Origin of the sequence: Paraconexibacter algicola (genome assembly GCF_003044185.1) — a bacterium.
GTDB lineage: Bacteria > Actinomycetota > Thermoleophilia > Solirubrobacterales > Solirubrobacteraceae > Paraconexibacter > Paraconexibacter algicola.
Genome location: NZ_PYYB01000002.1, coordinates 508760 through 533364 on the forward strand (window position 1 = coordinate 508760; position 24605 = coordinate 533364).

23 protein-coding genes are annotated in these 24605 nt (G+C 74.6%); 13 read left to right on the plus strand and 10 right to left on the minus strand.

Translation table 11 applies throughout. The annotated features are described in order from the left end of the window. Positions 1-29: 29 nt before the first annotated feature. Positions 30-908 (minus strand): hypothetical protein, encoded by an 879-nt coding sequence (locus tag C7Y72_RS16405; protein ID WP_107570252.1) that lies wholly within the window; start codon positions 906-908, stop codon positions 30-32. Further along, positions 908-3367, minus strand: coding sequence for a lytic murein transglycosylase (locus C7Y72_RS16410; protein ID WP_107570253.1), 2460 nt, complete (start codon positions 3365-3367; stop codon positions 908-910). Before C7Y72_RS16410 ends, C7Y72_RS16405 begins: the two co-directional genes overlap by 1 nt. A gap of 259 nt (positions 3368-3626) precedes the next feature. Here C7Y72_RS16410 and C7Y72_RS16415 point away from each other — a divergent pair, with 259 nt between their 5' ends. Continuing rightward, complete coding sequence (locus C7Y72_RS16415; protein ID WP_107570254.1) at positions 3627-4010, plus strand: hypothetical protein; 384 nt, start codon at positions 3627-3629, stop codon at positions 4008-4010. Here the strand turns inward: C7Y72_RS16415 and C7Y72_RS16420 are convergent. Beyond that, positions 4007-4756 carry an SIR2 family NAD-dependent protein deacylase gene (locus tag C7Y72_RS16420; protein WP_107570255.1) on the minus strand — a complete coding sequence of 250 codons (750 nt, stop codon included), beginning with the start codon at positions 4754-4756 and terminating at the stop codon, positions 4007-4009. The genes C7Y72_RS16415 and C7Y72_RS16420 overlap by 4 nt on opposite strands. Positions 4757-4781: 25 nt before the next feature. Beyond that, positions 4782-5267, minus strand: a complete 486-nt coding sequence (locus C7Y72_RS16425) for a PadR family transcriptional regulator (protein WP_107570256.1) — start codon at positions 5265-5267, stop codon at positions 4782-4784. A 217-nt stretch (positions 5268-5484) separates the two neighbouring features. Here C7Y72_RS16425 and C7Y72_RS16430 point away from each other — a divergent pair, with 217 nt between their 5' ends. Beyond that, the gene (locus tag C7Y72_RS16430) at positions 5485-5898 is read left to right on the plus strand and encodes a hypothetical protein (protein WP_107570257.1); all 414 of its coding nucleotides are present in this window, start codon (positions 5485-5487) and stop codon (positions 5896-5898) included. Between the two features lie 9 nt (positions 5899-5907). On the opposite strand, the gene C7Y72_RS16435 is transcribed toward C7Y72_RS16430, so the two are convergent. Further along, on the minus strand, positions 5908-6453 hold the full coding sequence (locus tag C7Y72_RS16435; protein WP_107570258.1) for a hypothetical protein: 546 nt from the start codon (positions 6451-6453) through the stop codon (positions 5908-5910). A gap of 139 nt (positions 6454-6592) precedes the next feature. Here C7Y72_RS16435 and C7Y72_RS16440 point away from each other — a divergent pair, with 139 nt between their 5' ends. After that, entirely contained in the window at positions 6593-7510 is a 918-nt protein-coding gene (locus C7Y72_RS16440; protein ID WP_158276893.1) for an alpha/beta fold hydrolase, read from the plus strand. Between the two features lie 17 nt (positions 7511-7527). On the opposite strand, the gene cax is transcribed toward C7Y72_RS16440, so the two are convergent. Beyond that, the gene (gene cax / locus C7Y72_RS16445; RefSeq protein ID WP_199223990.1) at positions 7528-8637 is read right to left on the minus strand and encodes a calcium/proton exchanger; all 1110 of its coding nucleotides are present in this window, start codon (positions 8635-8637) and stop codon (positions 7528-7530) included. Positions 8638-8647: 10 nt separating this feature from the next. Continuing rightward, on the minus strand, positions 8648-9757 hold the full coding sequence (locus C7Y72_RS23810; protein ID WP_199223991.1) for a hypothetical protein: 1110 nt from the start codon (positions 9755-9757) through the stop codon (positions 8648-8650). Between the two features lie 78 nt (positions 9758-9835). Between C7Y72_RS23810 and C7Y72_RS16455 the strand changes: the two genes are divergently transcribed. Genes C7Y72_RS16455 through C7Y72_RS16465 form a run of 3 tightly spaced genes read left to right on the plus strand, consistent with a single transcriptional unit; the run spans position 9836 to position 12939 of the window. Then, positions 9836-11380 (plus strand): D-glucuronyl C5-epimerase family protein, encoded by a 1545-nt coding sequence (locus C7Y72_RS16455; protein ID WP_107570260.1) that lies wholly within the window; start codon positions 9836-9838, stop codon positions 11378-11380. A gap of 13 nt (positions 11381-11393) precedes the next feature. Beyond that, a complete protein-coding gene (locus C7Y72_RS16460) occupies positions 11394-12563 on the plus strand; it encodes an ArsA family ATPase (RefSeq protein WP_107570261.1) in 1170 nt (389 codons plus the stop codon). Next, positions 12556-12939, plus strand: a complete 384-nt coding sequence (locus C7Y72_RS16465) for a hypothetical protein (RefSeq protein WP_158276894.1) — start codon at positions 12556-12558, stop codon at positions 12937-12939. The genes C7Y72_RS16460 and C7Y72_RS16465 overlap by 8 nt, the downstream gene beginning before the upstream one ends. Before the next feature lie 21 nt (positions 12940-12960). On the opposite strand, the gene C7Y72_RS22855 is transcribed toward C7Y72_RS16465, so the two are convergent. After that, on the minus strand, positions 12961-13608 hold the full coding sequence (locus tag C7Y72_RS22855) for a TetR/AcrR family transcriptional regulator (protein WP_158276895.1): 648 nt from the start codon (positions 13606-13608) through the stop codon (positions 12961-12963). A gap of 98 nt (positions 13609-13706) precedes the next feature. Here C7Y72_RS22855 and C7Y72_RS16480 point away from each other — a divergent pair, with 98 nt between their 5' ends. Next, a complete protein-coding gene (locus C7Y72_RS16480; RefSeq protein ID WP_158276896.1) occupies positions 13707-15836 on the plus strand; it encodes an MMPL family transporter in 2130 nt (709 codons plus the stop codon). On the opposite strand, the gene C7Y72_RS16485 is transcribed toward C7Y72_RS16480, so the two are convergent. Continuing rightward, a complete protein-coding gene (locus C7Y72_RS16485; RefSeq protein WP_107570264.1) occupies positions 15833-17899 on the minus strand; it encodes a CocE/NonD family hydrolase in 2067 nt (688 codons plus the stop codon). The two genes, C7Y72_RS16480 and C7Y72_RS16485, sit on opposite strands and share 4 nt — an antisense overlap. 103 nt (positions 17900-18002) lie before the next feature. Here C7Y72_RS16485 and C7Y72_RS16490 point away from each other — a divergent pair, with 103 nt between their 5' ends. The 3 genes from C7Y72_RS16490 to C7Y72_RS16500 are packed head-to-tail and all read left to right on the plus strand — an operon-like array spanning position 18003 to position 20288. After that, a complete protein-coding gene (locus tag C7Y72_RS16490) occupies positions 18003-18233 on the plus strand; it encodes a hypothetical protein (RefSeq protein ID WP_107570265.1) in 231 nt (76 codons plus the stop codon). Next, positions 18226-19098, plus strand: coding sequence for a hypothetical protein (locus C7Y72_RS16495; RefSeq protein ID WP_107570266.1), 873 nt, complete (start codon positions 18226-18228; stop codon positions 19096-19098). Before C7Y72_RS16490 ends, C7Y72_RS16495 begins: the two co-directional genes overlap by 8 nt. A 41-nt stretch (positions 19099-19139) precedes the next feature. Next, positions 19140-20288 (plus strand): S1 family serine peptidase, encoded by a 1149-nt coding sequence (locus C7Y72_RS16500; protein WP_107570267.1) that lies wholly within the window; start codon positions 19140-19142, stop codon positions 20286-20288. A 15-nt stretch (positions 20289-20303) separates the two neighbouring features. Here the strand turns inward: C7Y72_RS16500 and C7Y72_RS16505 are convergent, their stop codons facing one another. Further along, entirely contained in the window at positions 20304-20558 is a 255-nt protein-coding gene (locus tag C7Y72_RS16505) for a hypothetical protein (RefSeq protein ID WP_107570268.1), read from the minus strand. A 37-nt stretch (positions 20559-20595) separates the two neighbouring features. On the opposite strand from C7Y72_RS16505, the gene C7Y72_RS16510 reads away from it, so the two are divergent. The 3 genes from C7Y72_RS16510 to C7Y72_RS16520 are packed head-to-tail and all read left to right on the plus strand — an operon-like array spanning position 20596 to position 24569. Continuing rightward, positions 20596-21489, plus strand: coding sequence for an AAA family ATPase (locus tag C7Y72_RS16510; RefSeq protein WP_107570269.1), 894 nt, complete (start codon positions 20596-20598; stop codon positions 21487-21489). A gap of 9 nt (positions 21490-21498) precedes the next feature. Further along, on the plus strand, positions 21499-22947 hold the full coding sequence (locus C7Y72_RS16515) for a VWA domain-containing protein (protein ID WP_233243908.1): 1449 nt from the start codon (positions 21499-21501) through the stop codon (positions 22945-22947). 59 nt (positions 22948-23006) lie between these two features. Next, positions 23007-24569: an alkaline phosphatase D family protein gene (locus tag C7Y72_RS16520; protein WP_107570270.1), complete on the plus strand. Its 1563-nt coding sequence runs from the start codon at positions 23007-23009 to the stop codon at positions 24567-24569. The last annotated feature ends 36 nt before the right edge of the window (positions 24570-24605 follow it).

Below are 24605 nucleotides of genomic sequence, written 5' to 3' on the forward strand. Positions count from 1 at the left end.
GGCCGCCGCGGACCCGCCACCCCGTCGCGTCAGCCGAAGCCGAACGACGTCCGCAGCCGGACGATCCCCTCGACGAGCCCGACGACGCGCCGGACGTCCTCGACGGTCTCCTCGTCCAGCCCGCCCTCCAGGGCGCGGTTGGCGGCGGCGCCGACGGCGCGGCGCTCCGCCCGCAGCGCCTCGAGCCGGTCGGCGATCTGGGCCCGGTCGGCCCACGGGGCCAGCTCGGCGATCGCCGCCTCCAGCGCGACGCGCAGCTGCAGGGCCGCCTCGCGCGTGCGGTCCCCGTCGAGGTCCAGCCGGGCGCGCAGGATCAGCTCCTCGCACGCCAGGGCGACGTCCCGCCCGCCCAGCAGCGCCGCGAGACGCTCCTGCGGACGCAGCGCCGCCTCGCGACCGGTCTGCCGCCGGCGCGCCTGCGGCGGCAGCTCGACCGCCTCCGCCCAACGGCTGTGCGCGAGCTGCTCGCCCTCCCCGGTGCCGACGCGGACGACCAGCGCCTGCGGACGCGAGACCTCGCGGACCGTCGGATCCGCCGTCGCGGTGCGGTGCAGGTGCAGCATCCGGTTGAGGACCCGGATCGCCTCGGCGGCCTCCTCCTCGCCGTCGACCTCACGGCGCCAGCGGGCGGCATCGTCCAGCGACGGGAACGGCTTCGGGCCGACGACCGTCACGCGGCTCACGGGCACCGGCGTGGCGGGCGGCTCGGACGGCACGTCCCTCGCCCGCCGGTTGCGGACCAGGCCGCGACGCTCGGGAGCCCCGAGCGTCTGGAGCACGACGACCTGGTCGACCTCACCGGCGTGGCCACGGACGACGTAGCGCCCCTCCTCCGGCCCGAGCTCCCAGGGGAACTCGAGCTGGACGAACTTGAAGTGCGGCAGCGGCGCGCCGGCCGGCTCGGACACTACTTCCCGCGTCGTGCGCTGTTCGCGCGCTCCGCGGCGGTCGGCACGTCCTTGCCCGCGGGGATCGCGTACTTCGACGGCTCCGTCGCGACGGTCGGGTTGTCGATGTTGCCGATCCGGTCGATGAGCTTCATCCACTGCGACGGCTTGAGCGTGCTGTTCAGCTGCTTGGCGAGCTTGCCGTTCTCGCTGTAGAGCGGGCTGAAGCCGACGTGGATGTGGTCCGCGTGGTCGGGCAGCGCGATCGTGTTGTCCGCGCCGTCGAAGGTCATCAGGCTGATGATCTGGTTCGGCCGCATCGTGCCCTGGAGCGTGAGCAGCCGGCGGATCGTCAGCTCCGTGACCGAGCCCGCGCCCTGGTTGCCGATGATCGGGATGCCGTTGATCTTCGCGATGTCGAGCGCCGACCCGGACGGGTGGGCCGACAGGTTGCCCGAGGCCGTGAAGATCGACGAGCGGCCGCAGCGCAGCGACGTGACCGTCGGCTTCAGACCGGACGCCGAGAGGAACGCCATCGTCGCGAGCACGCGGCGGTCGACGAGGCCCGCCTTGATGTCACGACGGCCGCACTCGTAGATCTCGATGCGCGGGTCGTCCAGGACGCTCTTCTGCAGCGCCTCCTTGGACATCAGGAGGATCTGGCCGATCGTCGGGTTCTTCGAGTCGGGGCCGAAGAACGGGTTCTTGCCGGCGGCGCGGTAGACCGCGGTCGACTCGAGCAGCTTCCAGCCGTCGAGGATCGGCTTCGGGTCGATGCGCGGCGCGCCGCGCCCGGCCGGGCGGATCTCGAACTTCACGTGCGAGGCCGTGCGCGAGGTGCCCTTGCCGATGCGGCCGAGGACGGTGCCCGCGATGACCTTCGAGCCGACCTTGAGGTCCTTGAGGACGACGTCGTCCTTCTTCAGGCCGTAGACGTCGGTGAAGTACGTGTCGAAGGTCGACGAGTCGGTGAGGGCCTCGCCCTGGTCGGCGACCTGCTTGTCGCCCCCGGCCTCGTAGGCCTGCGGACGCGCGGGGTTCGCGAACAGGCGCTCCTTGCCGGCCTTGACCGAGTCGGTCGCGGTCTTGGCGACCCGCTCGACGACCTCGGCGGCCTTCTGCGTCCCGGCGGACGCGGGAGCCTTCGGCGCCTTGTCCTTCGGGAGCTCGAGCTCCTTGGCGACGGCGGACTCGGAGACGCTCGCGGCCTTCGGCACCGGGTGCTTGCGCGCGACGCTGCCGAGCTCCGCGTACGTGTACGTGTTGCCGTAGGCGTCCTCGAGCTGGAGGAAGCGGCCGAGCCGCTTGCTCTTGCCGATCTTCACGATCTTGCCGTCCTGGACGGCGATGACCGAGCTGCCGGCCTTCGCGAAGATGTCGATGCCGCGACGGGCGGTCGACTCGACGACGTTCGCGGCGTTCTGGCCCTTGGCGACGCGCTTGACCGCATCGGCCTCGGAGAGGTCGTCGGCGTAGGTGGCCTTCGCGTGGACCGGGAACTGGCCCTGGGTCAGGCCGGTCAGCGAGCCGACGAGGTCGGCGGGCAGGCCGCCGATCAGCCGGGCGCGCATGAGCACGCTGTCGACGTACCAGTCGGCGTGGTTGTAGGCGAAGATCGCCTTGCGGATGTCCTCGTCGGCGCCGGCGGCCTTGAGGTACCGGGCGGCGGCGAAGATCGCGTCGACCGGGTTGTACGGGTCCTTCTTGCCGTCGCGGTTGGCGTCGACGCCGTAGGCCTTCCACGAGGACGGGATGAACTGCATCCAGCCCAGCGCGCCCGCGGAGGACACGTTGAGGTTGCGGCCGTAGTCGGTCTCGATCTCGTTGATCGCCGCGAGGATCTCCCAGCGCACCCCGTACTCGATCCCGGCCGCCTGGTAGATCGGCAGCAGGAACGGCGGGATCCGGAACTTCTCGATGAAGAAGTTGGGGACGCCGATCGGCGCGACGCCGGGCAGCGACATCGCGAAGCCCGGGTTGACCTCGGTCGGCGACCCGTCGCTGTTGCGCAGCTTCGTGGCCTGCCGGCGCTCGGCCGCGTCCTTCTTGGCGGCGGCGAGCTGCTCGGCGGCCTGCTGGACGGCCTTCGTGCTCTTCGACGGGGTGCGGGTCTTCGTGCCCGAGGTCTCCTGCTCGGCGGAGCCGGCCTCCTGCACGACCTGCGGGGCACCCTCGATCGTCGTGACCTCGCCACCCGGAGCGGGCTCGGGGGTTGGCGCCGGCGTCGCGGTCGGCGACGGGGCGGCCGGCGTCCCGCCGACCTCCTGGATGCCGAGGATGGGCAGCTCGATCCCGGGGATCTTGATCTGGCCCACCGGCGTGCCGGGAGGCACGTCCAGCGTGACCGTGATCACCGCGCCTCCGAGCAGGGTGACCTGGAATGTCCGAGGGTCCGCGCTCGCCGAGCCGACGGTCGAGCCGAAGCCCGCCGCGACGACGCCAGCAGAAGTGAGACCCAGAAGCAGCTTGCGCTTGTTCATGCGTGTTTGCGGGCTCCTCCCCCCGCTGTGCCGGTCACGTCCGTCATCCGCCGCCCGGCGCGGCGGACCCTACCACGGACCCCTCGACCGGAATGCAGGCACGCTACCCGGCCGCTCAGCCGGAATGCAACGCCCAACCGGCGCCGTCCCTCGCCCGAAAGGGGGTAATCCACCCCCCATCCGGGTCGAGCGGTCGGGAGCAGCCGGTTTTCCCGGCCGTTTCCAGCTGCTTCGGGCCGCCCGCTACGCTCGGAGGACGATGAGCGAGCACCCGTCCGACGACCGCGACGACGTCCCGCGCAAGGGCGAGGACCCGCTCGGGCGGATCGCCCAGGAGCTGCTCGGCAGCCCGCTGGTCAGCGGCGCGCTCTCGCGCGCCTTCGAGGCCCGCGAGCGCGCGGTGCACGCGCAGGAGGCGGCGATGGGCGCGCTGAACATCCCGTCCGCCGCCGACGTCGACCGGCTGTCACGCCGGGTGCGGTCGCTGTCCCAGCGGCTGGAGGGCATCGAGGACGGCGTCGACCGGCTCGACGACCGGCTCGCCGCGCTCCAGGGGACGGCCGACCTCGACGCGCGCCTCACCCGCATGGAGGCGACGCTCGAGGAGCTGCTGCGGCGCCTGCCGCCCCCCGCGACGGACTAGGCGATCCCGAGCGCGGCCACGACCGCCTCGAGCTCGGCGACCACGTCGCCGTCGAGCTTCAGCGCCGCCCGGCCGTCCCAGGGCGTCGGGCCCTGCGTCACCACCACGACGGTGCCGCCCGCCGCCTGGGTGACGCCGGGCAGCTGCGCGACCGGGTGGACCTCCAGCGACGTGCCGATGCACAGCAGCACGTCCGCCCCCGCCGCCAGCGACGCCGCCCGCTCGAGCGCGCCCTCCGGCAGGAACTCGCCGAAGAGCACGACGTCCGGCTTCAGCGGGCGGCCGCAGTCGCAGCCGGGCACGCCGTCCGCGGCGGCCGCGAGTCGCTCGCGCACGACGTCGACCGGGTAGCGGCGCAGGCACGACAGGCACGAGGAGTGCTCGATCGTCCCGTGGACCTCGACCAGCTCGGCCGTGCCCGCGCGCCGGTGCAGCATGTCGATGTTCTGCGTGACGACGGCGTCGAGATGGCCCGCCCGCTCGAGCGCCACCAGTGCCCGGTGGGCGCCGTTGGGCTGCTTCTCGCGCAGGGTCGTGAAGCGGTCCCCGTAGAAGTGCCAGAACCGCGCGGGGTCGGCGCGCCACGCGTCGATGTGCGCGACCTCCATCGGGTCGACGTTCTCCCACAGCCCCGTCCCGGGGGAGCGGAAGTCCGGGATGCCCGACGGGACGGAGATCCCCGCGCCCGTGAGCGCGACGACGGAGCCGGCCCCGCGGACGAGGTCGGCGAGCGCGGCGGCGCTCACCGGACGGGACGCGAGCGGCGGACGGTCATGGGCGCGATGGTGGCAGACCGGGTCCGGGCTCGAGGTCGAGCTCGGCCTGCAGCCGGGTGACCGCGGCGGCGACCGCGGCCAGCCGCGGCTCCAGCGCCGCGCGCAGCCGCTCGTGCTCCTGCGCGCCGGCCGCGGTGCGGCGGTAGAACCGGCGCGAGCGCCGCTCCGGGTGCTCCCACTCCCCGGCGATCAGCCCGCGTGCCTCGAGGTCGCGCAGCAGCGGGTACATCGTGTTCGGGTTGACCGTCACGAGCCCGGCGGTCACCTCCGTGACGCGATCCATCAGCTGGTTGCCGTAGGAGCGGTCGTCGGCGAGCAGGTGCAGGACCAGGGCGGGCAGCAGCCCGGCGCGCCGCAGCTCGCCGACCAGCGGGTCGCCCCCGCCCGCCGCCCGGCCGCCACCGCGGGCCCCGGCGGCCGCCTGGGCCTCGGGCAGGGGCGCCGCCTGGGCGACGGCGTCGCGGGTGGAGCGGTCCGGCATCCCCCCAAGGATCGCAGCGGGCGCCCGCGGACGGCGCGCCGTCCCGCGGTCGTCTCAGCCGTCGAGGACGACGGTCAGGACGAACACGACGCTGCCGACCAGCGCGACCAGCGTGACGGCGAGCAGCGGCCACTGGTCGCCGTGGACCGCGGGCCGGCTCGGACCCATCGTGCGCCGTCTCAGCCGTCGCCACATGCGCAGAGCCTAAGCTGGGACGGTGCAGGAGGTCTTCGGGATCGTGCTGTTCGCCGTCGTCGGCGTGGGGATCGTCATCGCGGTCCTGACGCTCGCGACGAGCGACCGCAGCTACGACCAGATCGGCCAGGGTGGCTTCCACGAGGAGCGTCCCCGGCCCGCCGCGGCCCAGGGCGCGGCGCTCGCGCGTGAGCGCGACGAGGAGATCCGGCAGATGCTCGAGGCCCGCAACGTGCGGCGCGTCCGCCGCGGCGAGGCGCCACTGGACGTCGAGGAGGAGCTCGCCGCGCTCACCGCGACGCGGATCGACCCGGAGCTGCTGGACGAGATCCGCACGCTCGTGGAGGCACGCAACCGCCGCCGCGTGAAGGCCGGGCAGGAGCCGCTGGACGTCGAGGCGGAGATCGCCCGGCAGGTCCGCGAGCTCGAGGCCTGAGCGACGCGATCAGCGCGCGTCGTCCTCGGGGGCCTCGAGGCCGCCGCCGTCGCCCGTGACGTCCGGGTCCTGGACCGTCGCGGTGGTGGTCGTGGTCGTCGGCGCGACGGTGGTCGCGGCGGGCGTGGCCGCGACCGACGGGTCGGCCGGCGTGGGAGCGGCGGGGTCGCGTGTCGCGCGCCGGATCTCGACGATCCGCCGGTCGGCGCCCTCGCCGTACACGTGGAACGTCCGCCCGCCGCGCTCGACGAGCGCGAACGCCTCGCCGTGCCGGGCGTTGCCGCTGGTGTTGACGTAGCTGCCCTCGCGCACGCCCGCGGTCACCCGCACGTAGTGGTGCCCGGCGACCTGCTCGTGGCGCTCGGCCGCGGTCACGCCCGCGGCGACCCCGGAGCGGGCCCGGCCCTCGGCGGCCGCCTCGAGGACGGTCTTGAACGAGGTGCTCGTCGGCGAGACGCCGCCGGTGCGGGCGGACAGCTCGTCGCTCGTCACCCGGTCCGCGCGCGCGACACCGGTGGTGTCGCGCGCGGCGGTGGTGGCGGTGACCGGGTCCATGACACCCCGGTCGTCGGCCGACGCGGCCCGCGCTTGACCCGGCGGCGCTCCCGTTCCCCGAACGGTCACACCGACCGGTCCGCGGGCAAGGACCCTGCACAGCGGCAGATTCCCGTCCGTCCGACCGCCCAGGAGCGCCGTGACCGCCGCCGTCCGCCTCGCCGCCGCCACCGTCCCGCTGCCCGACGGCCGCCGCCTCGCCTGCACCGCCCTCGGCCCGTCCGACGGCCTGCCGCTGGTGCAGCTGCACGGCGCGATCGGCACGCGCCCCGCGCGCTGCCCATGGACCGAGCAGGCGCTCGAGGACGCCGGTGTGCGGCTGCTGCTGCCCCAGCGGCCCGGCTTCGGCGGCTCGGACCCGCACCCCGGACGGACGCTGCGCTCGTTCGCCGAGGACCTGGGCGCGCTCGCGGACGCGCTCGGGCTCGCGCGCTTCGCGGTCCTCGGCGTCAGCGCCGGCGGCCCCTACGCGGCGGCGTGCGCCCACCGCCTCGGCGAGCGCGTCGCCGTCACCGCCCTGATCTCGACGACCGTGCCGCTGCGCGGACCGGGGGCCGCGCCCGCGGCGACGCCGCTGCTGGCGCTCGGCGCGCGGACCGTGCGCCATCCGCGCGCGGCGCGTGCCGCGGCCCGCGCGCTGGTCGCCGCCGTGCGCGCGCGGCCGGACGCGCTCATCGGCCTGATCGAGCGTCGCGGCGCCGCGGCCGACCGGGCCCATCTGACGCCCGAGCGTCGCGAGCAGATGACCGCCGCGATCCTCGACGCCGTCGCCGGCGGGCCGGACTGCGTGCTGGAGGACCTGCGGCTCGCGCTCGGCCCCTGGGGCTTCTCCCCCGCCGCCGTGCCGGGACCCGTGCTCGTCTGGCACGGCCGCGACGACGCGACGGTCCCGGTCGGGCACGCGCTCGCCCACACCGCCACGATCAGGGACCGGCGCACGACGGTGCTGCCGGGCGACGGGCACTTCTTCCTACGCGCGCGGCTGCCCGCCGTGCTGGCGGCCGTCCGTGCGGCGTGGTCGCCCGTGGCGGCGGCGCCGGCGCGGGAGGCGGCCTGACCGACGCGGCGACCGGGTCAGGCGAACGCGAACGCCAGCGCGATCACGAGGTACACGAGCAGCAGCTGCAGGCCCATGAACCAGGTGCTCTCGCCCTCGCGCGCGACCTGCCCGGCGATGAGCACGGCCATGAGGATCGCCCCGAGCTCGAACCCGTTGAGCACGAGCGCCATCGGGTGCGGGCCGAGCACGAAGCTCGCGATCACCAGGACCGGCGCGACGAACAGCGCGACCTGCGCGCTGGAGCCGATCGCGATGTTCACCGCGAGGTCCATCTTGTTCTTCATCGCGACGAGCACCGCGACCCAGTGCTCGGCGGCGTTGCCGACGATCGCGACGACGATCGCCCCGACGAAGAACTCGCTGAGCCCGATCGAGCCCGCCGCCTCGGTGATCGACCCGACGAGGATCTCGCTCATCGCCCCCACGGCGACACCCGCGACGAGCAGCGCGAGCACGCTGCGGCGGACCGTCCACGGCTCCTCCAGGTCCCCGTCCTCGTCGTCGTCGGGGTTGAACAGGTCGCGGTGGGTGACGAGCGAGAAGACGAGGCCCGCGGCGTAGCTGACGATCAGCACGAGCGCGACGAGCAGCGACAGCGTCTCGACGTCGCCGCCGAAGTTCACGCGCTCGTCGCCGGGGCGCGGGAGCCCGTCGGCGTCGACGAGCTGGAAGATCGCCGGCATCACGAGCGCGACGATCGCCAGCAGCAGCATCGAGGACTGCGCGGAGGCCGCGGCGGCGCTGAAGTACTGCCGGTCGCGGCGCAGGCCGCCCGCGAACATCGCCGCGCCGAGCACGAACAGGGTGTTGCCGATGATCGAGCCGACGATCGACGCCTTGACGACCTCGTGCAGGCCGGCGTTGAGCGCGAACAGCGCGATGATGAGCTCGGGCGCGTTGCCGAACGTGACGTTCAGCAGGCCGCCGATCCCCGGCCCGCTGCGCGCCGCGAGCTCCTCGGTCGCGCGGCCCATCAGCGCCGCGGTCGGGATGACCCCGGCCGCGGAGGCGAAGAAGACGAGGACCGGGTCGAGCCCGGCGAGCTCGAACGCGACGGCCGCCGGGATGAACGGGACGAGGAGGTAGGGCCACCCCTGCGGGGTCAGCAGTGCGCGCGGATCCACCGCGCCGAACCTACCCGGTCAGCGCCCCGGCACACTCCTGGACCTTGCGCAGGTCCGTCCCGGCCCGGTCCAGGCACTCCAGGTACTCCGGGTTGGCGGCCGGCGCCCCGCCCGCCTCGCTCGCCGCGCCGCCCGCACCGGTGGTGCCGGACGCGCCCGCCGCACCGGTGGTCGCGCCGCCGCCGAGCTGGCCGGTGAGCTCCTCCAGCGGCCGCGCGTTCGCGGGCGCGGAGATCTTCTGCTCCTCGTTGAGGTCGGCGATCGTGAGGTCGAGCTTCAGCGTGCCGCCCTCGAGGCCGCCGACGCCGGCGCGCTCGGCCTGCGGCACGTCGAACTGGACCGCGACGACCATCCGGCGCAGCAGCTGGTCGTCCTGGCCGGAGTAGACGTCGACCTTGGCGCTCTTGACCGCCTCGGCGATCTGCGTGCGCTGGGCCTGGGTCAGCGTGGCGGGCACCTCGGCGGGCGCCTGCTGCGCGACGCCGAGGTCGTCGGCCTTCTCCAGCAGCGTGTTGATGTCCAGGAGGAACTTCGGGACGTCGACGGTCGCGGTGATGTGCGTCGTGCCGGTCCCGCCCGTCTCGGCGGTGCCGGCCTTCTTCGCGCCGCTCAGCCAGCGCAGCGGGTCGATGCCGAGCGCCTTGAAGGTCGGGCCGTCCTCCTGGCTGCCCGCCTCCTTCTGGGCCTGCTGGTAGCCGGTCTTGAAGCTCTGGAAGAGCTCGTCGCCGACCGCGAAGTTCTGGTTCTGGAAGGTCAGGAAGCCCTTGTCGCCCGTGCTCACGGCCCCGGCGGTGAACGACTGGCCGGACGCGTCGAGCGACAGGTCGAAGTCGAACGCGGGGAGCTTCTCGCTGCCGTTGCTCTGGAACGGGCCGGTGAGCTTCAGCGCCACCGGACCGGTGAGGCTCGGCAGGCCCTGCGCGTCGAGCGAGACCGCGACGTCGAGCTTGCCGCTGCGGATCGGCTTGTCCGAGCCGAAGGTCGAGGTGAGGATGCCCGAGACGCTGTCGTCCCCTCCGCCGCCGCCGTCGTCGCCGCCGCACGCGGCGAGCGTGAGCCCGCCCGCGACCAGCGCGAGCAGGGTGAACAGGACCTGGACGGCACGACGGGTGGACGGCACGGTCGGACTACTCCCTCAAGAATCGGACGTGCAACGCAGGCTGCGGCCCGCGGCGGCGGCGAGCGTAGCATCGGTCCCGTGCGCGCCACGCCGATCGCCCTGCTCGCGGCCGCGCTCGTCGCCCTGGCCCTCGCCGGCCCCGCGGCCGCGGCCCCGCTGCTCGTGCTGGAGCCCGACGGCCGGGTGACCGCCCGCGACGACCGCTTCCTCCCCGCTCCCGACCGACCGGTCGGTCGGACCGCCGCCCCGGCCCCCGCGATGGCGCCGGACGGGCCGGCGGGTCGCGCGGCGCGCTCCCGGCGGACGGTGCGCGGCGAGCTCGCACGGCTGCGCGACGCGGGCGCGATCGACGCGGCGACCCACGACCGCCACCGCGAGACGTGGGACGCCGCGCAGCGGACGCTGCGGCGGCTGACCGGCCGCCGCGCGGTGGAGCTGCGCGGGGTGCTGCGCACGGTCGACGAGGTCGCCGCGGCCGGCGCGCTCACGGCCGCGCGGCTGCCGGCCGTCTTCCAGACCGTCGCCCGCAACCGCCAGTGGTGGGCGGCCGGACGGCTCGTCGGGTACGGGCAGCGGGTCGCGTTCTCCGGCAGCCGGCTCGTCTGGCAGAGCTACCCCGGCCAGGGCATCCAGCTGCAGTGGCTCGGCACGTTCGGCAAGGCCAACGGCCTGTTCCTCTCGGGCGACCACGATCCCGAGCTGCGCGCCCTGCTCGACGAGGCGGGCGCCCTCGCCACCCCGCGGGCCGGCGGCCTGGCCTGGGAGTCCTGGTTCCGCTTCGACGGCGGCCGGCCGCCATGGGTCAGCGCGCTGTCGCAGGGGACCGCGGTCCAGGCGCTGTCGCGCGCCGCGATCCGCCTCGGGCACGGCCCGTACTTCGACACCGCGCGGGCCGCACTGGGGATCTTCCGCACGCCCCCGCCCACCGGCGTCCGGGTCGCGACCGACGCCGGAGCGCACTACCTCATCTACTCGTTCGCCCCGCGGCTGCGGGTGCTCAACGGGTTCGTGCAGTCACTCATCGGCCTGCGCGACTTCGCGACCTTCGCCAACGACGACGGGGGCCGCGCGCTGTTCGCCGACGGCGAGGCGCAGCTGCGGCGCGAGGTGCCCGCCTACGACACGGGTGCCTGGTCGATGTACTCGCAGGCGCGCGAGTCGGACCTCGGGTACCACACGCTGCTCCGGGACTTCCTGCGCAACCTCTGCGGCCGCCTGACCGACGACACCGCGCGGGCCGCCGCCGCCCAGGCCGCGGGCGGCGCGACGGCGACGCCCGCCGTCCCCGACCCGGCGCTCTACTGCGGGACCGCCGAGCGCTTCACCGGCTACCTGCGGACACGGCCGGTGGTGACGCTGCGGGCCGCCCGCCCGGCGCGCCCTCGCGCCCGGCGTGGGGTGACGGTGCCGTACGTGCTGTCGAAGATCTCGACGGTCACCACGCGCGTCACGCGCGCCGGCCGCCCGGTCGCGGGCCGGACCGTCCGCCTGGGGCGCGGCACGCAGGCCCTGCGCTTCACCCCGAAGGCTCCCGGGTCCTACGCGATCAGCGTCCGGGCGGTCGACCTCGCGGGCAACGCGACGATCGTCTCGGGCGCAGTGAAGGTGGCGTCCGCGAAGTAGCCTTGCGGGCTCGATGCCGCCGCGCACCATCCTCTACACGGGCAAGGGCGGGGTCGGGAAGACGTCGGTCGCCGCGGCCACGGCGCGCGCGTGCGCGGCCGCCGGCCGACGCACGATCGTGCTCTCGACCGACCCCGCGCACAGCCTCGCCGACAGCCTCGGGCAGGACGTCGGCGGCGAGCCGACCCCGGTCGGGCCGCTGCTGGACGCCCAGCAGGTCGGCGCGCAGGAGGAGATGGAGCGCAACTGGGCGGCGGTGCAGGCCTGGCTCGGGCAGATCCTCGTGGAGCGCGGGGTCGACCGGATCAGCGCCGAGGAGCTGACCGTCCCGCCGGGCCTGGACGAGCTGTTCAGCCTGCTGGCGCTCAAGCGCCACTACGAGGAGGGCGCCTACGACGTCGTGATCGTGGACTGCGCGCCGACCGGGGAGACGCTGCGCCTGCTGTCGTTCCCCGACGTCGCCCGATGGTGGCTGGAGAAGGTCTTCCCGCAGCAGTCGCGCCTGATGGACGCCGCCCGGCCGTTCGCGCGCGCCGTCCTGGACGTCGCACTGCCCGGCGAGGCGGTGATGGAGGACGTCCAGCGGCTGATCCGCAACCTCATCGCGATGAACGAGATCCTCCGCGACCACGAGCACGTCTCGCTGCGGCTGGTCATGAACCCGGACCGGATGGTCATCGACGAGGCACGCCGGACGTTCACCTACCTGAACCTCTACGGCTTCCTCACCGACGCGGTCGTCGTCAACCGGGTCTTCCCGCAGGACGTCGGGGCGTACTTCGGCGCCTGGCGCGACCGCCAGCAGGAGCAGCTCGTCGAGGTGCAGGAGGCCTTCTCCCCCGTTCCGGTGCTGCGCGCCCCGTACTTCGACCGCGAGGTCGTCGGGCCCGCGATGCTCGACGAGCTCGGCGGGGCGCTGTTCGGCGACCACGCCGCGGACGGCGTGCTGCACGGGTCCGTCTCGCAGGAGCTGACGGTGCGCCGCGACTCGGCGACGCTGCGGCTCGACCTGCCGTTCGCCGAGAAGGGCGACATCTCGCTGAAGAAGATCGGGCTCGAGCTGGTGGTGCGCGTCGACGGCCACAAGCGCACCCTCCTGCTGCCGCCGGCGCTCGCGGACTATCGTCCGTCGGGGGCGTCGTTCGCCGACGGCGCCCTGCACGTGACGTTCGCCCATGACTGACCGCCCCGACGACGACCCGCTCGACGAGCTCCGCCGCCGCATCCAGGACACCCAGGAGGCGGCCGAGCGCCTCGCGGGCGAGGCCGCGGACGCGCGGGCGGCGCACGAGCAGGGGCGCACCCCGCCGGCCGGCTGGCGCACCGGCGGCGACCGCGAGGCCCGCGCCGGGGAGCTGCAGGCGCTCGTCGCCCTGCTGGAGTCGCTGCGCGCGCTCGTCCCCGCGGAGCTGCAGGAGCAGCTCACCGAGGTCGTGCGTCAGGTCCTGCTGCTGGTGCGCGCCCTGATCGACTGGCTCGTGGAGCGCATGGGTCCGGCGTCGGCGACGCCGCGACCGGCGGGCGCCGGGCCGGACGTGCAGGACATCCCGATCGTCTGAGCGACGGCCGGCGGTCCCACGTCAGGTACGGGGCGCGATCCAGGCGTCGTAGATCATCGCGGCGAACGTCTCGTCGCTCGGCCACGGGAACTTCGGGTCGTCCTCGATCGTGCAGAGCATCGCGAAGCCGTGCATCGAGGACCAGACGCCGATGCCGAGGGCGGCGGGGTCCCCGGGGCGGCCGAGCCCGGCGGCCTGGCAGGCGGCGATCGCGCCGACGAGGTCCTCGAAGGCCGCGCTGCCCGAGCTCGACTTGTGCTCCGGGCGCTCGGCGTGCTGGCGCTCGTGCTCGTCGCCGAAGATCACGCTGTAGATCGCGGGCTCCTCGCGCGCGAACCGCAGGTAGGCGATGCCGAGGGCCTGCAGGCGCCCGACCGCGTCGTCGGCGGGCACCCGCTCGGCGGCGTCGTGCAGGGCGGTGCGGAAGCGGACGAAGCCGTGCTCGATCAGCTCGTCGATTAGCGCGGGGAGCGACTCGAAGTGCAGGTAGAGCGCCATCGGCGAGACGCCGGCGCGCTTGGTGACCTGGCGGATCGAGAGCTTCGCCGCCGTGCCCTGCTCGTGGACGAGCTCGCTCGCGGCGTCGAGCAGGTGCTCGCGCAGGAGCTCGCCGTCGCCGCGGGCGGCGCGGGGCCGGGCGGCTGCGGTGGGACGGTCGGACGGGGCCACGGGTCGACTATACCCGCAACCCGGACAACTTGACACCTGTATATCTACGTCTGTATATGTACAGCCGTCCAGTCGCCCCTCCTCCTTCAAGGACCGCCATGTCACGCCTGCTCGACCTGCTCATCACCCGACCCCGCCGCGCCCTCGTGGGCGTCTTCCTGCTCATCGCGTTCGCCGGCGCGCTGGGCGGCCCCGTCTTCGGCGCGCTCCAGGACGACGGGGGCTTCGTCGCCCCCGACGCCGAGTCCGTCGCCGCCGTCGAGCGGATCGAGCGGGCGACGCAGACCGAGGTCTCCCCCTCGGTGATCGTGCTCCAGGAGACCCGAGACCGTGCCGCGGTCGCCGCCCTGGACCGCGAGCTGCGCACCGTGCCCGGCGTCGCCGCCGTCAGCTCGTTCGCCACCTCCGGCGACCGCGCGCTCCTCTCCCGCGACGGCGGCACCGCCGCGCACGCGGTGCTGCTGCGCGCCGACGCCGACGACGACCTCGTCGTCTCCACGCTCGAGTCCCGCTTCGGGGACCGCGAGGGCGTGCTGCTCGGCGGCAGCCTCGTCGCCCAGACGCAGATGGGCGACCAGATCTCCGAGGACCTCGGCCGCGCCGAGACGATCGCCTTCCCGATCCTCGTCCTCCTCTCGCTGCTGTTCTTCCGCGGCCGTCGCGCCGCCGTCATGCCGCTCGTCGTCGGCATCGCCACCGTGCTCTCGACGTTCCTCGTGCTGCGGCTCGTCAACGCGGCGACCGAGCTGTCGATCTTCGCCCTCAACCTCGTCATCGGCCTCGGGCTCGGCCTGGCGATCGACTACACCCTGCTGCTGCTCACCCGCTACCGCGAGGAGCTCGCCGAGCACGGTCCCGGCCGGGCCGCGATCGCCGCGACGCTCGCGACCGCCGGCCGCACCGTCGCGTTCAGCGCCGCCACCGTGGCGATCGCCCTCGCCGCGCTGATCGTGTTCCCGCTGAACTTCCTGCAGTCGATGGGCATCGGCGGCGCCGCCGTCGCGATCGTCGCCGCCGTGCTCTCCCTGCTCGTCACCCCGGTCTTCCTCGCGCTGTGGGGCGAGAAGCTCGCCGTGCGCGACACCGGCGAGGAGGCCGCCACCCGCTGGTACCGCATCTCCCACGGGGTCATGCGCCGCCCCGGGCTGGTCGCGCTCGCCACGGCCGCGGTCATGGTCGTCCTGACCCTCCCGTCGCTCGGTGCGCAGTGGGCGCCGGTCGACCAGACCAGCGTCCCGACGTCGCTCAGCTCCCGGCAGGTCGCCGACACGCTGCAGCGCGACTTCACCGCCACCGACAACGACCCGATCACCGTCGCGATCGGCGGCACCGACCGCCAGGCCGTCGGGGCGCTGGCCCGCACCGTCGCCGACCTGCCCGGCGTCGTCCGCGCGCAGGCCCCGGTGCAGCTGGCGCCCGACACCTGGCAGCTGACGGTCACCGCCCGTGACGGCCGCGCCAGCGACACCGCGCAGCAGGTCGTGCGCGAGATCCGCGAGCTGCCGACCGCGCTGGAGGTGCAGGTCGGTGGCGTCGCCGCCGAGTTCCTGGACCAGCAGGCCTCGATCGGCGACCGGCTGCCGCTCGCGCTCGGCATCCTCGCCGTCCTGACGTTCGTCGTGCTGTGGCTGATGACCGGCTCGGTGATTCTGCCGCTGAAGGCGCTGGTGATGAACGCGCTGACCGTCGGCACGACCCTCGGCGTCCTCGCCTGGATCTTCCAGGACGGTCGCCTGGAGGGCCTGCTGGGCTACACGAGCAACGGCGGGATCGAGGCCACCGACTTCGTCGTGACCGCGACGCTCGTGTTCGCCCTCTCCACCGACTACGGCGTGTTCCTGCTCGGCCGCATCAAGGAGCTGCGCGACCGGGCGCTGGCCTCCGGCGAGCCGGTGGACGAGCGCGAGGTCGTCGCGATGGGCGTCGCGCGGACCGGTGCCGTCGTCACCGCCGCGGCGATCCTCCTCGCCGTCGCGATCGGCGCGTTCAGCACCTCCTCGGTGCTGTTCATCAAGCAGATCGGCGTCGGGGCCGCGGTCGGCGTGCTCGTCGACGCGTTCATCGTCCGCACCCTGCTCGTGCCGTCGCTGATGGCGCTGCTGGGCCGCTGGAACTGGTGGTCGCCCGCCCCGCTCGCGCGCCTGCACGAGCGGATCGGGTTCTCCGAGGAGGGCCCGGCGCGCAGCGCCGTCCGGCCCACCGCGACGCCGAGCCCGACGAACGCCTAGCGGCGCGCGCAGAGACGGTAGGTCCCCGTGCGGGTGATCGTCCGGTCCCGGGAGGTGCGCAGGCGCACCCGGACCCGGACGGTCCCGCGTGGGAGACCCGCCAGGACGACCGTCGCGCGCAGCGACCGGCCGCGACGGACCGCGCGCCGCCGCCCGTCGACGGTCGTCTCGACCCGCGTGATCCGCTCGCCGCGGCGCAGCGGCACGCGGAACGTGACGGTCCGGCGGCTCGTGCAGGTCCGCGCCGCCGCCCGCTCGGCCTCCAGGCCGGTCGGCAGGCCCCGGTCCCCCTCGACGGGGAGCACGAGCGTCCCCGGTGTGGTCGCGTCGGTGAGGACGCGGACCGCCATCGGGACGGTCCCGCCACGGTAGGCGGCGTCGCCGCCGGCGAGCACGAGGCGGATCGTGTGGCCGCGCCGGTAGCGGTGCACGACCCCCGGCAGCTCGATCTCGACCGGCTGCGACGGGTCCGCGATCCGCACCGGGGAGATGAGGCGGTGGGTGAGCTCGACGGTGCCGTCGGGCGCGACGTCGTAGAGCTTGGCGAACAGGACCGGCATGAACGCCGGGTCGGCGGAGCGCGGGGCCTGCACGCGCACGGTCAGCCGCGGGACGCCGACCGAGGTGACGTCGTCCGGTAGCGGCGCGGTCGACCACGCCGCGAAGGTCCCGTCGAGGTCGCGGACCGGCGGCGACTGGGTGAGCGCGCTGAGCTCGGTGAAGCTCGTCGGCAGGCTCGCCACGGTGGTCGTGAAGGCGGCGGCCCCGGCCCGCACCGGCTCGCCGTCGGGCACGAGCGCGTCCGTGCCGCTGAGCCGCAGCGTGCGCGTGGCGCCGACCGGATAGGCGGGCGCGGCGGCGTAGGCGGCGCCCGCGTCGCCCTCGTAGTCGACCCAGTCGCGGAAGAACTGGAAGTCCTGCGGCGGCCGGGGACCGCGGTCCTTCAGGTAGTGCTCGAACCAGGCCAGCGACTGCCGCGTCTCGTAGCCGCGCTCGGGCTCGGCGGGGTCGATCTCCCCCGGGGCGGCGCCGCCGCTGTGGCCCCAGCGGTGCCAGAACAGGCGCACCGGCACGCCGCGCGCCCGGAGCCCGCGGTAGGTCGCCAGCGACTCCTGGAGGTTGAAGAGGGTGTCGGCCTGGCCCTGCTGCAGGAACGTCGGGATGCGGACGCGGTCGAGGTACGTGGCGACCGAGGCGTGTCGCGCGAACGCGACGGTCGCCGGGCTGGGGTGGCCGGTGGCGTCCATCTCGAGCTTCGCGCGGCAGGCCTGGTCGGCGAAGTTCGGGCACGGCAGCAGCCGGGCCGGATCGTCGAGCGCGTACTCGACGCCGCGCAGGAGGCCGACCGAGAAGAACAGCGTGGTCCAGAGCGTCTTGTGGACGCCCGGCGTCGCGGCGCTCACGCCCTCGGTGAGGCTCGTGTTGTTCGGGGCCAGCGCGTAGGAGAGGTCGTTCCAGGTGATCTGCGGGACGATCGTGTCCAGCCGCGGGTCGACGCCCGCGACGGCGAACTGCACCTGCCCGCCGTAGGAGCCGCCGATCATCCCGACGCGCGGGTCGTGCTCGTGCGGCCGGCCGTCGCTGCCGCGCGTGTCGCGGCGCACGACGTCGATGCGGGTCCCGTCGGTCGCGGCGCTGCCGCCGCCGAGGAAGGTGATGAGCTGCTGGCCCGCGCGCCCGTCGAAGTCCGGATCGTCCAGCGTGATGCGGCAGCGGGAGCCGCCGAAGCCCAGGCCGGAGTAGGACAGCACGACGTAGCCGCGGCGGGCGAACGCGCGTGCCGCCGGCGCCTGATCGTCCTTGGACCCGCCGAAGCCGTTCGTGGTGAGGATCGCCGGGGCCGGGGTCGCCGCGGTCGCCGACCGGGGCACGTAGAGGTCCCCGACGACCTCGCAGCGCTGGTCCCGCTGGGGGCCGACGCGGGTGTCGAAGCGCAGCGTCTTGACCGTGAACGGCTCGTCCTGCGCGCAGGCGGGGGCGGGCGCGCAGGCGGCGACGAGCGCGGCCGACAGCAGCGACAGGGCCGCGCGGCGCGGTGCAGGACGGGACCAGGGGGTGCGCATGGTGGTGAACGCTAACGTTCAGACGGGGTGCCCGTGCGGGCGACGTCGCGCACCGCTGCAACGACGCGTTCGTGCCGCCGAGGCCCCGCGCTACGATCGAGCCGTGTCCGCCGCGCCCGCAGATCGCCTCCGCACCCTGCTGCTGCGCGCCGACAACCTGCTGAAGAACACGCCCGACGCCACCGTCGCCGACGACCGGGCCGAGCGCGCCCGCGAGGCGCTGCTCGAGGCCCGCGAGGTCGCCCGCGACCCGTCCGTCGACGACCGCGTGCGCGACCTCGTCGAGCGGCGGCTCGCCGCCCTGTCCGCCCTGACCGCCGACGCCGATGGCTGAGCCGGGACCCGCCAGGACGTCGGGCGCCGGCGGGGCGGCACAGCGCGCCGGGCGCTTCGCCGCCGGGCTCGCCGGGCGGATCGCGCGGTCGTTCGCGCAGCTCGAGCCCGCGCAGCGCCTGGCGGTCTACGGCGCGCTCGCGATGGTCGTGACGATGTTCCTGCCCTGGTACTCGAAGTCGGTCACCGCGATCGTCACGCAGGGCCGCGACCAGGCGCTGGCCAAGAGCACCGACACGCTCTCGGCGTGGACCGCGTTCTCGTTCGTCGAGGCGGCGACGCTGCTGGTGGCGGGCTCGGTGCTGCTGCTGCTCTTCCGCCGCGGCGAGGGCCGCGCCTTCCACCTGCCCGGCGGCGACGGGACCGTCATCGCGGCCGCGGGCGGCTGGGCGGCGTTCCTCATCTTCTACCGGCTGCTCGACCAGCCCGACGAGGAGACGACGCGCACGCTCGTCACGACCTACGGGCTGCGCTGGGGCATCTTCCTGGCGCTGGGCGCCGCGATCTTCCTCGCCTCCGCGGGCGTCCGGCTGCGTGCCGCGCGCGTGCTCGAGCCGCCGCTGCCCGCCGCGGTGCGCACGCCGCGACGCCCGGTGCCGCCGGTGATCGACGCCGACCCCGTGCCCGCCGCGGCCCCCGCGCCCGCCCCGGCCGCGCCGCCTGCGGCACCGGTGGCGGAGGACCCACCGACCGGGGCCACCCGCGTGGACAGCTCGCTGCAGCCGACGCGGGTCGCCCCCGACGGGCGGCCGCGCGCCCGTGCCACGGCACCCGCCCCGCCCGCGCGCCCGCCCGCCGCCCGCCGCGATCCCGCCGATCCGGGCGACGCCGGCGGTCAGCTGAGCTTCGACGAGCGCGAGATGTGAGCGGCGGCGCCCGCCGGCCCGCGGGCGCCTATCGTGCAGGCATGCGCCGCCCGCTGCTCCTCGCGCTCGCCGCGACCGCCCTGCTGGCCCCGGCGACGCCGGCGCACGCGATCGTCGGCGGCGGCCCGCCGACCCGCGCCTATCCGGCGATGGCGGCGATGGAGCAGGAGGGCCGCTTCATCTGCGGCGGCTCGCTCGTGCGGCCGACCTGGATCCTCACCGCGGCGCACTGCGTCGACGACGGCTCGCGCGTGACCCCGGCGGCCGATCTCGCGTTCGTCCTCGGGACCGCCGACCGCACCGACCTGCGCACCGGCGAGCGGATCCCGGCCCGGCGCGTGATCCGCCACGAGTCCTACGGGACCCCGGTGGGCGCCAGCAACGACGTCGCGCTCGTCGAGCTCGAGCGCGCCCCTCGCGGCGCGCCGATCCGCGTCGTCCAGCCGGGACAGGAGTCCCGGTGGTCCGCCGGCACGACCGCGACGGTGATCGGCTGGGGCAGCGCGAGCTTCCAGGCGCCCGCCACCAACCCGAACCTGCAGCAGGTCGAGGTGCCGATCCAGAGCGACCGGACCTGCAACGCGACGTACCAGAACACCTTCGGCTACGACCCGGCGACGATGCTCTGCGCGGGCAACGGCCTGGGCGGCCGCGACTCCTGCCAGGGTGACTCGGGCGGCCCGCTGATGGTGGAGGACGGCGGCGCTCCGCTGCTCGTCGGGGTGGTCTCGTTCGGCCTGGGCTGCGGCTTCCCGACGCAGTACGGGGTCTACGCGCGGATCGGTGCCCCCGACCTCGCCGCCTGGATCGTGCGCAACGCGGGCCCCGATCCGTCGGCCGTCCCGACGGCCCCGGCGCCCGCCCCCTCCCCCGCGCCCGCCAGCCCGACGCTGGCGGCGGAACGCGTGCTCGGCCTGCGCCGCGCGAACCGCTCCCGCACCGGCGCGCTGCGGCTGAGCCTCGCGGTCCGCCTGCCGGTCACCGACCTGCGGATCACCGTCCGCCGGGTGCGGGGCGGGGCCGCCACGACGATCGCCACCGCCCGCCGCAGCCGGGCCACGCGGTCCTTCACCGCCGCCGTGGCGCTGCCGCGCGCGACGCGGCCCGGCCCGCTGCGCGTCACCGTCCGCGCCCGCGACCTGACCGGCCGCGTGGTCGGCTTCACGCGGACGCTGCGCACCCGCGGCTGAGCGGCCGCCGCGCGCTCAGCGCTTGCAGAACTGCGCGTAGTCCGGCTCGTCGCTGCACTTGCGCGGGTCGCGCTTGTCGTCCTGGTAGGACGCGAACCCGAGCACCATCATCAGGCCGGTCGCCAGGAACAGCGCCCCGATCCCGAGCGCGGCGACGCGCATGTTGCGCGCCATGTGACCGGCGATGGCGAGGACGACCCCGAACGCCATCAGACCCAGCACGGGGGCCGCCGAGATGGCGGCCGTCACGACCACGGCGCTCGGGGACACGGTCCGAGGATCGCACACCGATATCGTGTCGCGTCTCATGCCGACTCCCGTCACCCCTGAGTCCGTCGAAGCGCTGTCCGCAGGCCTGCTGGCCACCGGCTACCTGCCGGGCGAGTCGACCGCGCTCGTCTCCTACCTGGCCGCGCAGCTCGGCAAGCCGATCCTCGTCGAGGGTCCGGCGGGGGTCGGGAAGACGCAGCTCGCGAAGGCGCTCGCGCAGTACACGGGACGCGAGCTCGTGCGCCTGCAGTGCTACGAGGGCCTGGACGAGTCCAAGGCGCTGTACGAGTGGAACTACCGCAAGCAGCTGCTGCGTATCCAGGCCGAGGGCCGCGACGAGTCCGGCTGGTCGACGGTCCAGGACGACATCTTCGGCGAGGAGTTCCTGCTCACCCGCCCGCTGCTGCAGGCGATCTCCAGCGAGCAGCCGGTCGTGCTGCTGATCGACGAGATCGACAAGACCGACCAGGAGTTCGAGGCGATGCTGCTCGAGATCCTGTCGGACTTCCAGGTGTCGATCCCGGAGCTCGGGACCGTCACCGCGAGCTCGCAGCCGATCGTGCTGCTGACGTCCAACAACTCGCGCGAGCTCACCGAGGCGCTCAAGCGGCGCTGCCTGTACCTCTGGCTCGACTACCCCGAGCTCGAGCACGAGCTCGAGATCGTGAAGCTCCACACGCCGGAGCTGCCCGACGCGGTCGGCCGCCGGCTCGTCGAGATCGTCCAGCTCGTGCGCGACCTCGACATCAAGAAGCCGCCGAGCATCGCCGAGTCGATCGACTGGGCCCGCGCGCTGCTGCTGCTCGGGGCCACCGACATCGACGCCGAGACGTTCAAGAACACGATGTCGATCATCGTCAAGCACCGCACCGACCTCGACGTCGTCAGCGAGCGCGTCGGCGTGAAGCTCACGCCCGGGCTCGCCTCGTAGGCGGCGACCGTGCCCGCGCCCCCCGCCCCCGGTCCCGGCAAGCGGACGCCGAACCCGCGCCAGGCCGCCCTGTACGCCCGCAGCGCCGAGCGCCAGGACGGGATGGCGGCACGGCTGCTGGAGTTCGGCGAGGAGCTGCGCGGCGAGGGCGTCGCGGTCGGCACGTCCGAGCTGCTCGACGCGTTCTCGGTGCTCGACCATGTCAGCTGGACCGAGCGCGACGTGTTCCGCGAGGCGCTGTCGACGACGATCGCGAAGTCCCCCGAGGACCGGCGGATCTTCGGCCAGGTCTTCGACCGCTTCTTCTTCCGCGCGGCCGAGGTCGCCGCGATCGAGGAGGGGGTGCGCGAGGAGGGCGGCATCGACTTCGAGGGCGCCGGCGAGTTCGACATGGAGGAGCTGCGCAAGCTCATCGCGCAGGCCATCCAGGACGGCGACGGCGACGCGATGTCCGACCTCGCGCGGGTGGCGATCGCCGCGTTCGGCCAGCAGGGCGAGGGCTCGGGCGTGGTCGGGGTCGACGTCCAGCGGATCCGCCGCCAGCTCGGCCTGCGCGCCGAGCCGCAGCCGGAGCTGCCACAGGACGACCCGCGCCACGAGGGGCTCCCGCGCGACGAGATCCGCCGCTTCGAGCAGCTGCTGCGCCGCGAGCTCGAGCGCAGCCAGATCGAGCGGACCGAGCAGCTGCCGCCCGCCCGGCCGCTGAACGAGATCGACCGCGCGCTGCCGTCCGGCCCGCTCCAGGACCTCGCCGCGGTGCACCGCACGGTGATGCAGCTCAAGCGCCGGCTCAAGACCCAGGGCCAGGAGCAGCGCGGCTCGCGCCGCCACGCCCAGGTCGACGTGCGCAAGACGATGCGCGCGTCGCTGCAGACCGGCGGCGTGCCGGTCGAGCTGAAGTACAAGCCCAAGCGGCCGCGCCGCCCGGAGATCTACGTCGTCTGCGACGTCTCCACCTCGGTCGCGAGCGCCTCCGTGTTCTTCCTCAGCGTGCTGCACGCGCTGCACGACTCGTTCCGCAAGATGCGCTCGTTCGTCTTCATCGAGCGGATCAGCGAGGTCACCGAGGTCTTCGAGAAGGAGCGGAACTTCCGCGCCGTCAGCGAGGCGATCGGCCGCGACGCCGGGGTCGCCGACGTCTCCGGCTACACCGACTACGGGCGCGTCTGGCGCGAGTTCCGCGAGCAGGTCGAGGGCGACCTGCACCCGCGGTCGACCGTGATCGTGCTCGGGGACGCCCGCACGAACGGCCGCGACCCGGCGGCCGACACGTTCGGGCAGATCGCGGCGAAGGCCGGCCGGACGTTCTGGCTGAACCCCGAGCCGCGGCTGTACTGGAACTACGGCGACTCGGTGATCGCGACCTACGAGCAGCACTGCGAGGCGTTCGAGTGCTGGACGACGGCGCACCTCGAGGAGTTCGTCAAGGCGCTGACGCGCCCCGTGCACAGCGCCTGACGGGCGCCGTCACCACCTGATCACATGCGCGTCCTGTCGCACTTGACAGGCTCGCGGGCATGTCGATCACCGGAACCTGGGACCACCGCCCCATCAACCGCCGCCAGCTGCTCGGTCGCGCCGCGCTCGGCGCCGGCGCCCTCCTCGCCGCCCGCCCGCTGAGCGCCGGCGCGCTGACCCGCGGCCCGTTCTCCGACCCGCTGTTCACCCTCGGCGTCGCGTCCGGCGACCCGCTGCCCGACGGCGTGGTCCTGTGGACGCGCCTGGCGCCCGTGCCGCTGGCCCCGGACGGCAGCGGCGGCCTGCCCGCCCGCCGCGTGCCGGTCCGCTGGGAGGTCGCGCACGACGACCGCTTCCGCCGCGTCGCCCGGCGCGGCGTGACGCTCACCGGTCCCGAGGTCGGGCACAGCGTCCACGTCGAGGTCGAGGGACTCGACCCCGCCCGCGAGTACTTCTACCGCTTCCTCGTCGGGCCCCAGGAGAGCCCGACCGGCCGGACCCGGACCGCGCCCCGCCCGGGCCGCGGCGACCGCGTGCGGTTCGCCGTCGCCTCCTGCCAGCACTACCAGGACGGCTACTTCACCGCCTACGGCCACATGGCCCGGGAGGACCTCGACCTCGTCGTGCACCTCGGCGACTACATCTACGAGGGCGGCCCGGCGCCGACGAAGCCGCGCCAGCACGACGGCCCCGAGCCCGAGACGCTCGCCGGCTACCGCAACCGCCACGCGCTGTACCGCACCGACGCCGACCTGCGCGCCGCGCACGCCGCCGCCCCCTGGGTCGTGACCTTCGACGACCACGAGGTCGACAACGACTGGGCGGGCCTCTCCCCCCAGGACCGCATCGGCGTCAACGCGACGACCGAGTCGTGGCTGGCCCGCCGCGCGGTCGCGTTCCAGGCGTACTACGAGCACCTGCCGCTCCGTCGCGCGCAGGTCCCGCGCGGGTCCGACATGCTGCTCTACCGCCGCGTCGGGTACAGCGACCTGCTGACGCTGAACGTGCTCGACACCCGTCAGTACCGCGACGACCAGGACGGTGCGCGCCGCCTCGACCCGGCCCGCACGCTCACCGGCCCGCAGCAGGAGCGGTGGGTGATCGACGGCCTGCAGCGCTCGCGCAGCCGCTGGAACGTGCTCGCCCAGCAGGTGTTCTTCGCCCAGCGCGACCTCACCGCCGGTCCCGCGCAGGGGTTCAGCGCCGACAGCTGGGACGGCTACGTCCCCGCCCGCGAGCGGATCACGCGTGCCGTCCAGGACGGCCGCGTCGAGAACTTCGTCGTGCTCACCGGGGACGTGCACAAGCACTACTGCGCCGACGTCCACGCGGTACCGGGCGACGTCGCGAGCCCGACCCTCGGCAGCGAGTTCGTCACGACCTCGATCGCCACCGGCGGCGACGGGCAGGACATCAGCGCGGGCGGCCGCGCCGTGCTGGCCGAGAACCCGCACATCCTGTTCACCAACGAGCAGCGCGGCTACCTGCGCTGCGAGGTCGACCGCCAGACCTGGCGCGGGGACTTCCGCGTGGTGCCGTACGTGCAGACGCCCGGGGCGCCGATCACCACCCGCGCGTCCTACGTCGTGCAGGCCGGCCGGCCGGGGGCGGCCGCCGCCTGACAGCGGACCCCCGTAGTACGCTGACGGCGCATGTAC

Excerpts from the sequence above, each read along its gene's own strand:
- C7Y72_RS16520 (WP_107570270.1), top strand. The coding sequence starts at position 23,007 with ATGTCGATCACCGGAACCTGGGACCACCGCCCCATCAACCGCCGCCAG.
- C7Y72_RS16425 (WP_107570256.1), bottom strand. The coding sequence starts at position 5,267 with ATGCCGGACCGCTCCACCCGCGACGCCGTCGCCCAGGCGGCGCCCCTG.
- C7Y72_RS16460 (WP_107570261.1), top strand. The coding sequence starts at position 11,394 with ATGCCGCCGCGCACCATCCTCTACACGGGCAAGGGCGGGGTCGGGAAG.
- C7Y72_RS16435 (WP_107570258.1), bottom strand. The coding sequence starts at position 6,453 with ATGGACCCGGTCACCGCCACCACCGCCGCGCGCGACACCACCGGTGTC.
- C7Y72_RS16510 (WP_107570269.1), top strand. The coding sequence starts at position 20,596 with ATGCCGACTCCCGTCACCCCTGAGTCCGTCGAAGCGCTGTCCGCAGGC.
- C7Y72_RS16410 (WP_107570253.1), bottom strand. The coding sequence starts at position 3,367 with ATGAACAAGCGCAAGCTGCTTCTGGGTCTCACTTCTGCTGGCGTCGTC.
- C7Y72_RS16480 (WP_158276896.1), top strand. The coding sequence starts at position 13,707 with ATGTCACGCCTGCTCGACCTGCTCATCACCCGACCCCGCCGCGCCCTC.
- C7Y72_RS16465 (WP_158276894.1), top strand. The coding sequence starts at position 12,556 with ATGACTGACCGCCCCGACGACGACCCGCTCGACGAGCTCCGCCGCCGC.
- C7Y72_RS16415 (WP_107570254.1), top strand. The coding sequence starts at position 3,627 with ATGAGCGAGCACCCGTCCGACGACCGCGACGACGTCCCGCGCAAGGGC.
- C7Y72_RS16495 (WP_107570266.1), top strand. The coding sequence starts at position 18,226 with ATGGCTGAGCCGGGACCCGCCAGGACGTCGGGCGCCGGCGGGGCGGCA.
- C7Y72_RS16500 (WP_107570267.1), top strand. The coding sequence starts at position 19,140 with ATGCGCCGCCCGCTGCTCCTCGCGCTCGCCGCGACCGCCCTGCTGGCC.
- C7Y72_RS16485 (WP_107570264.1), bottom strand. The coding sequence starts at position 17,899 with ATGCGCACCCCCTGGTCCCGTCCTGCACCGCGCCGCGCGGCCCTGTCG.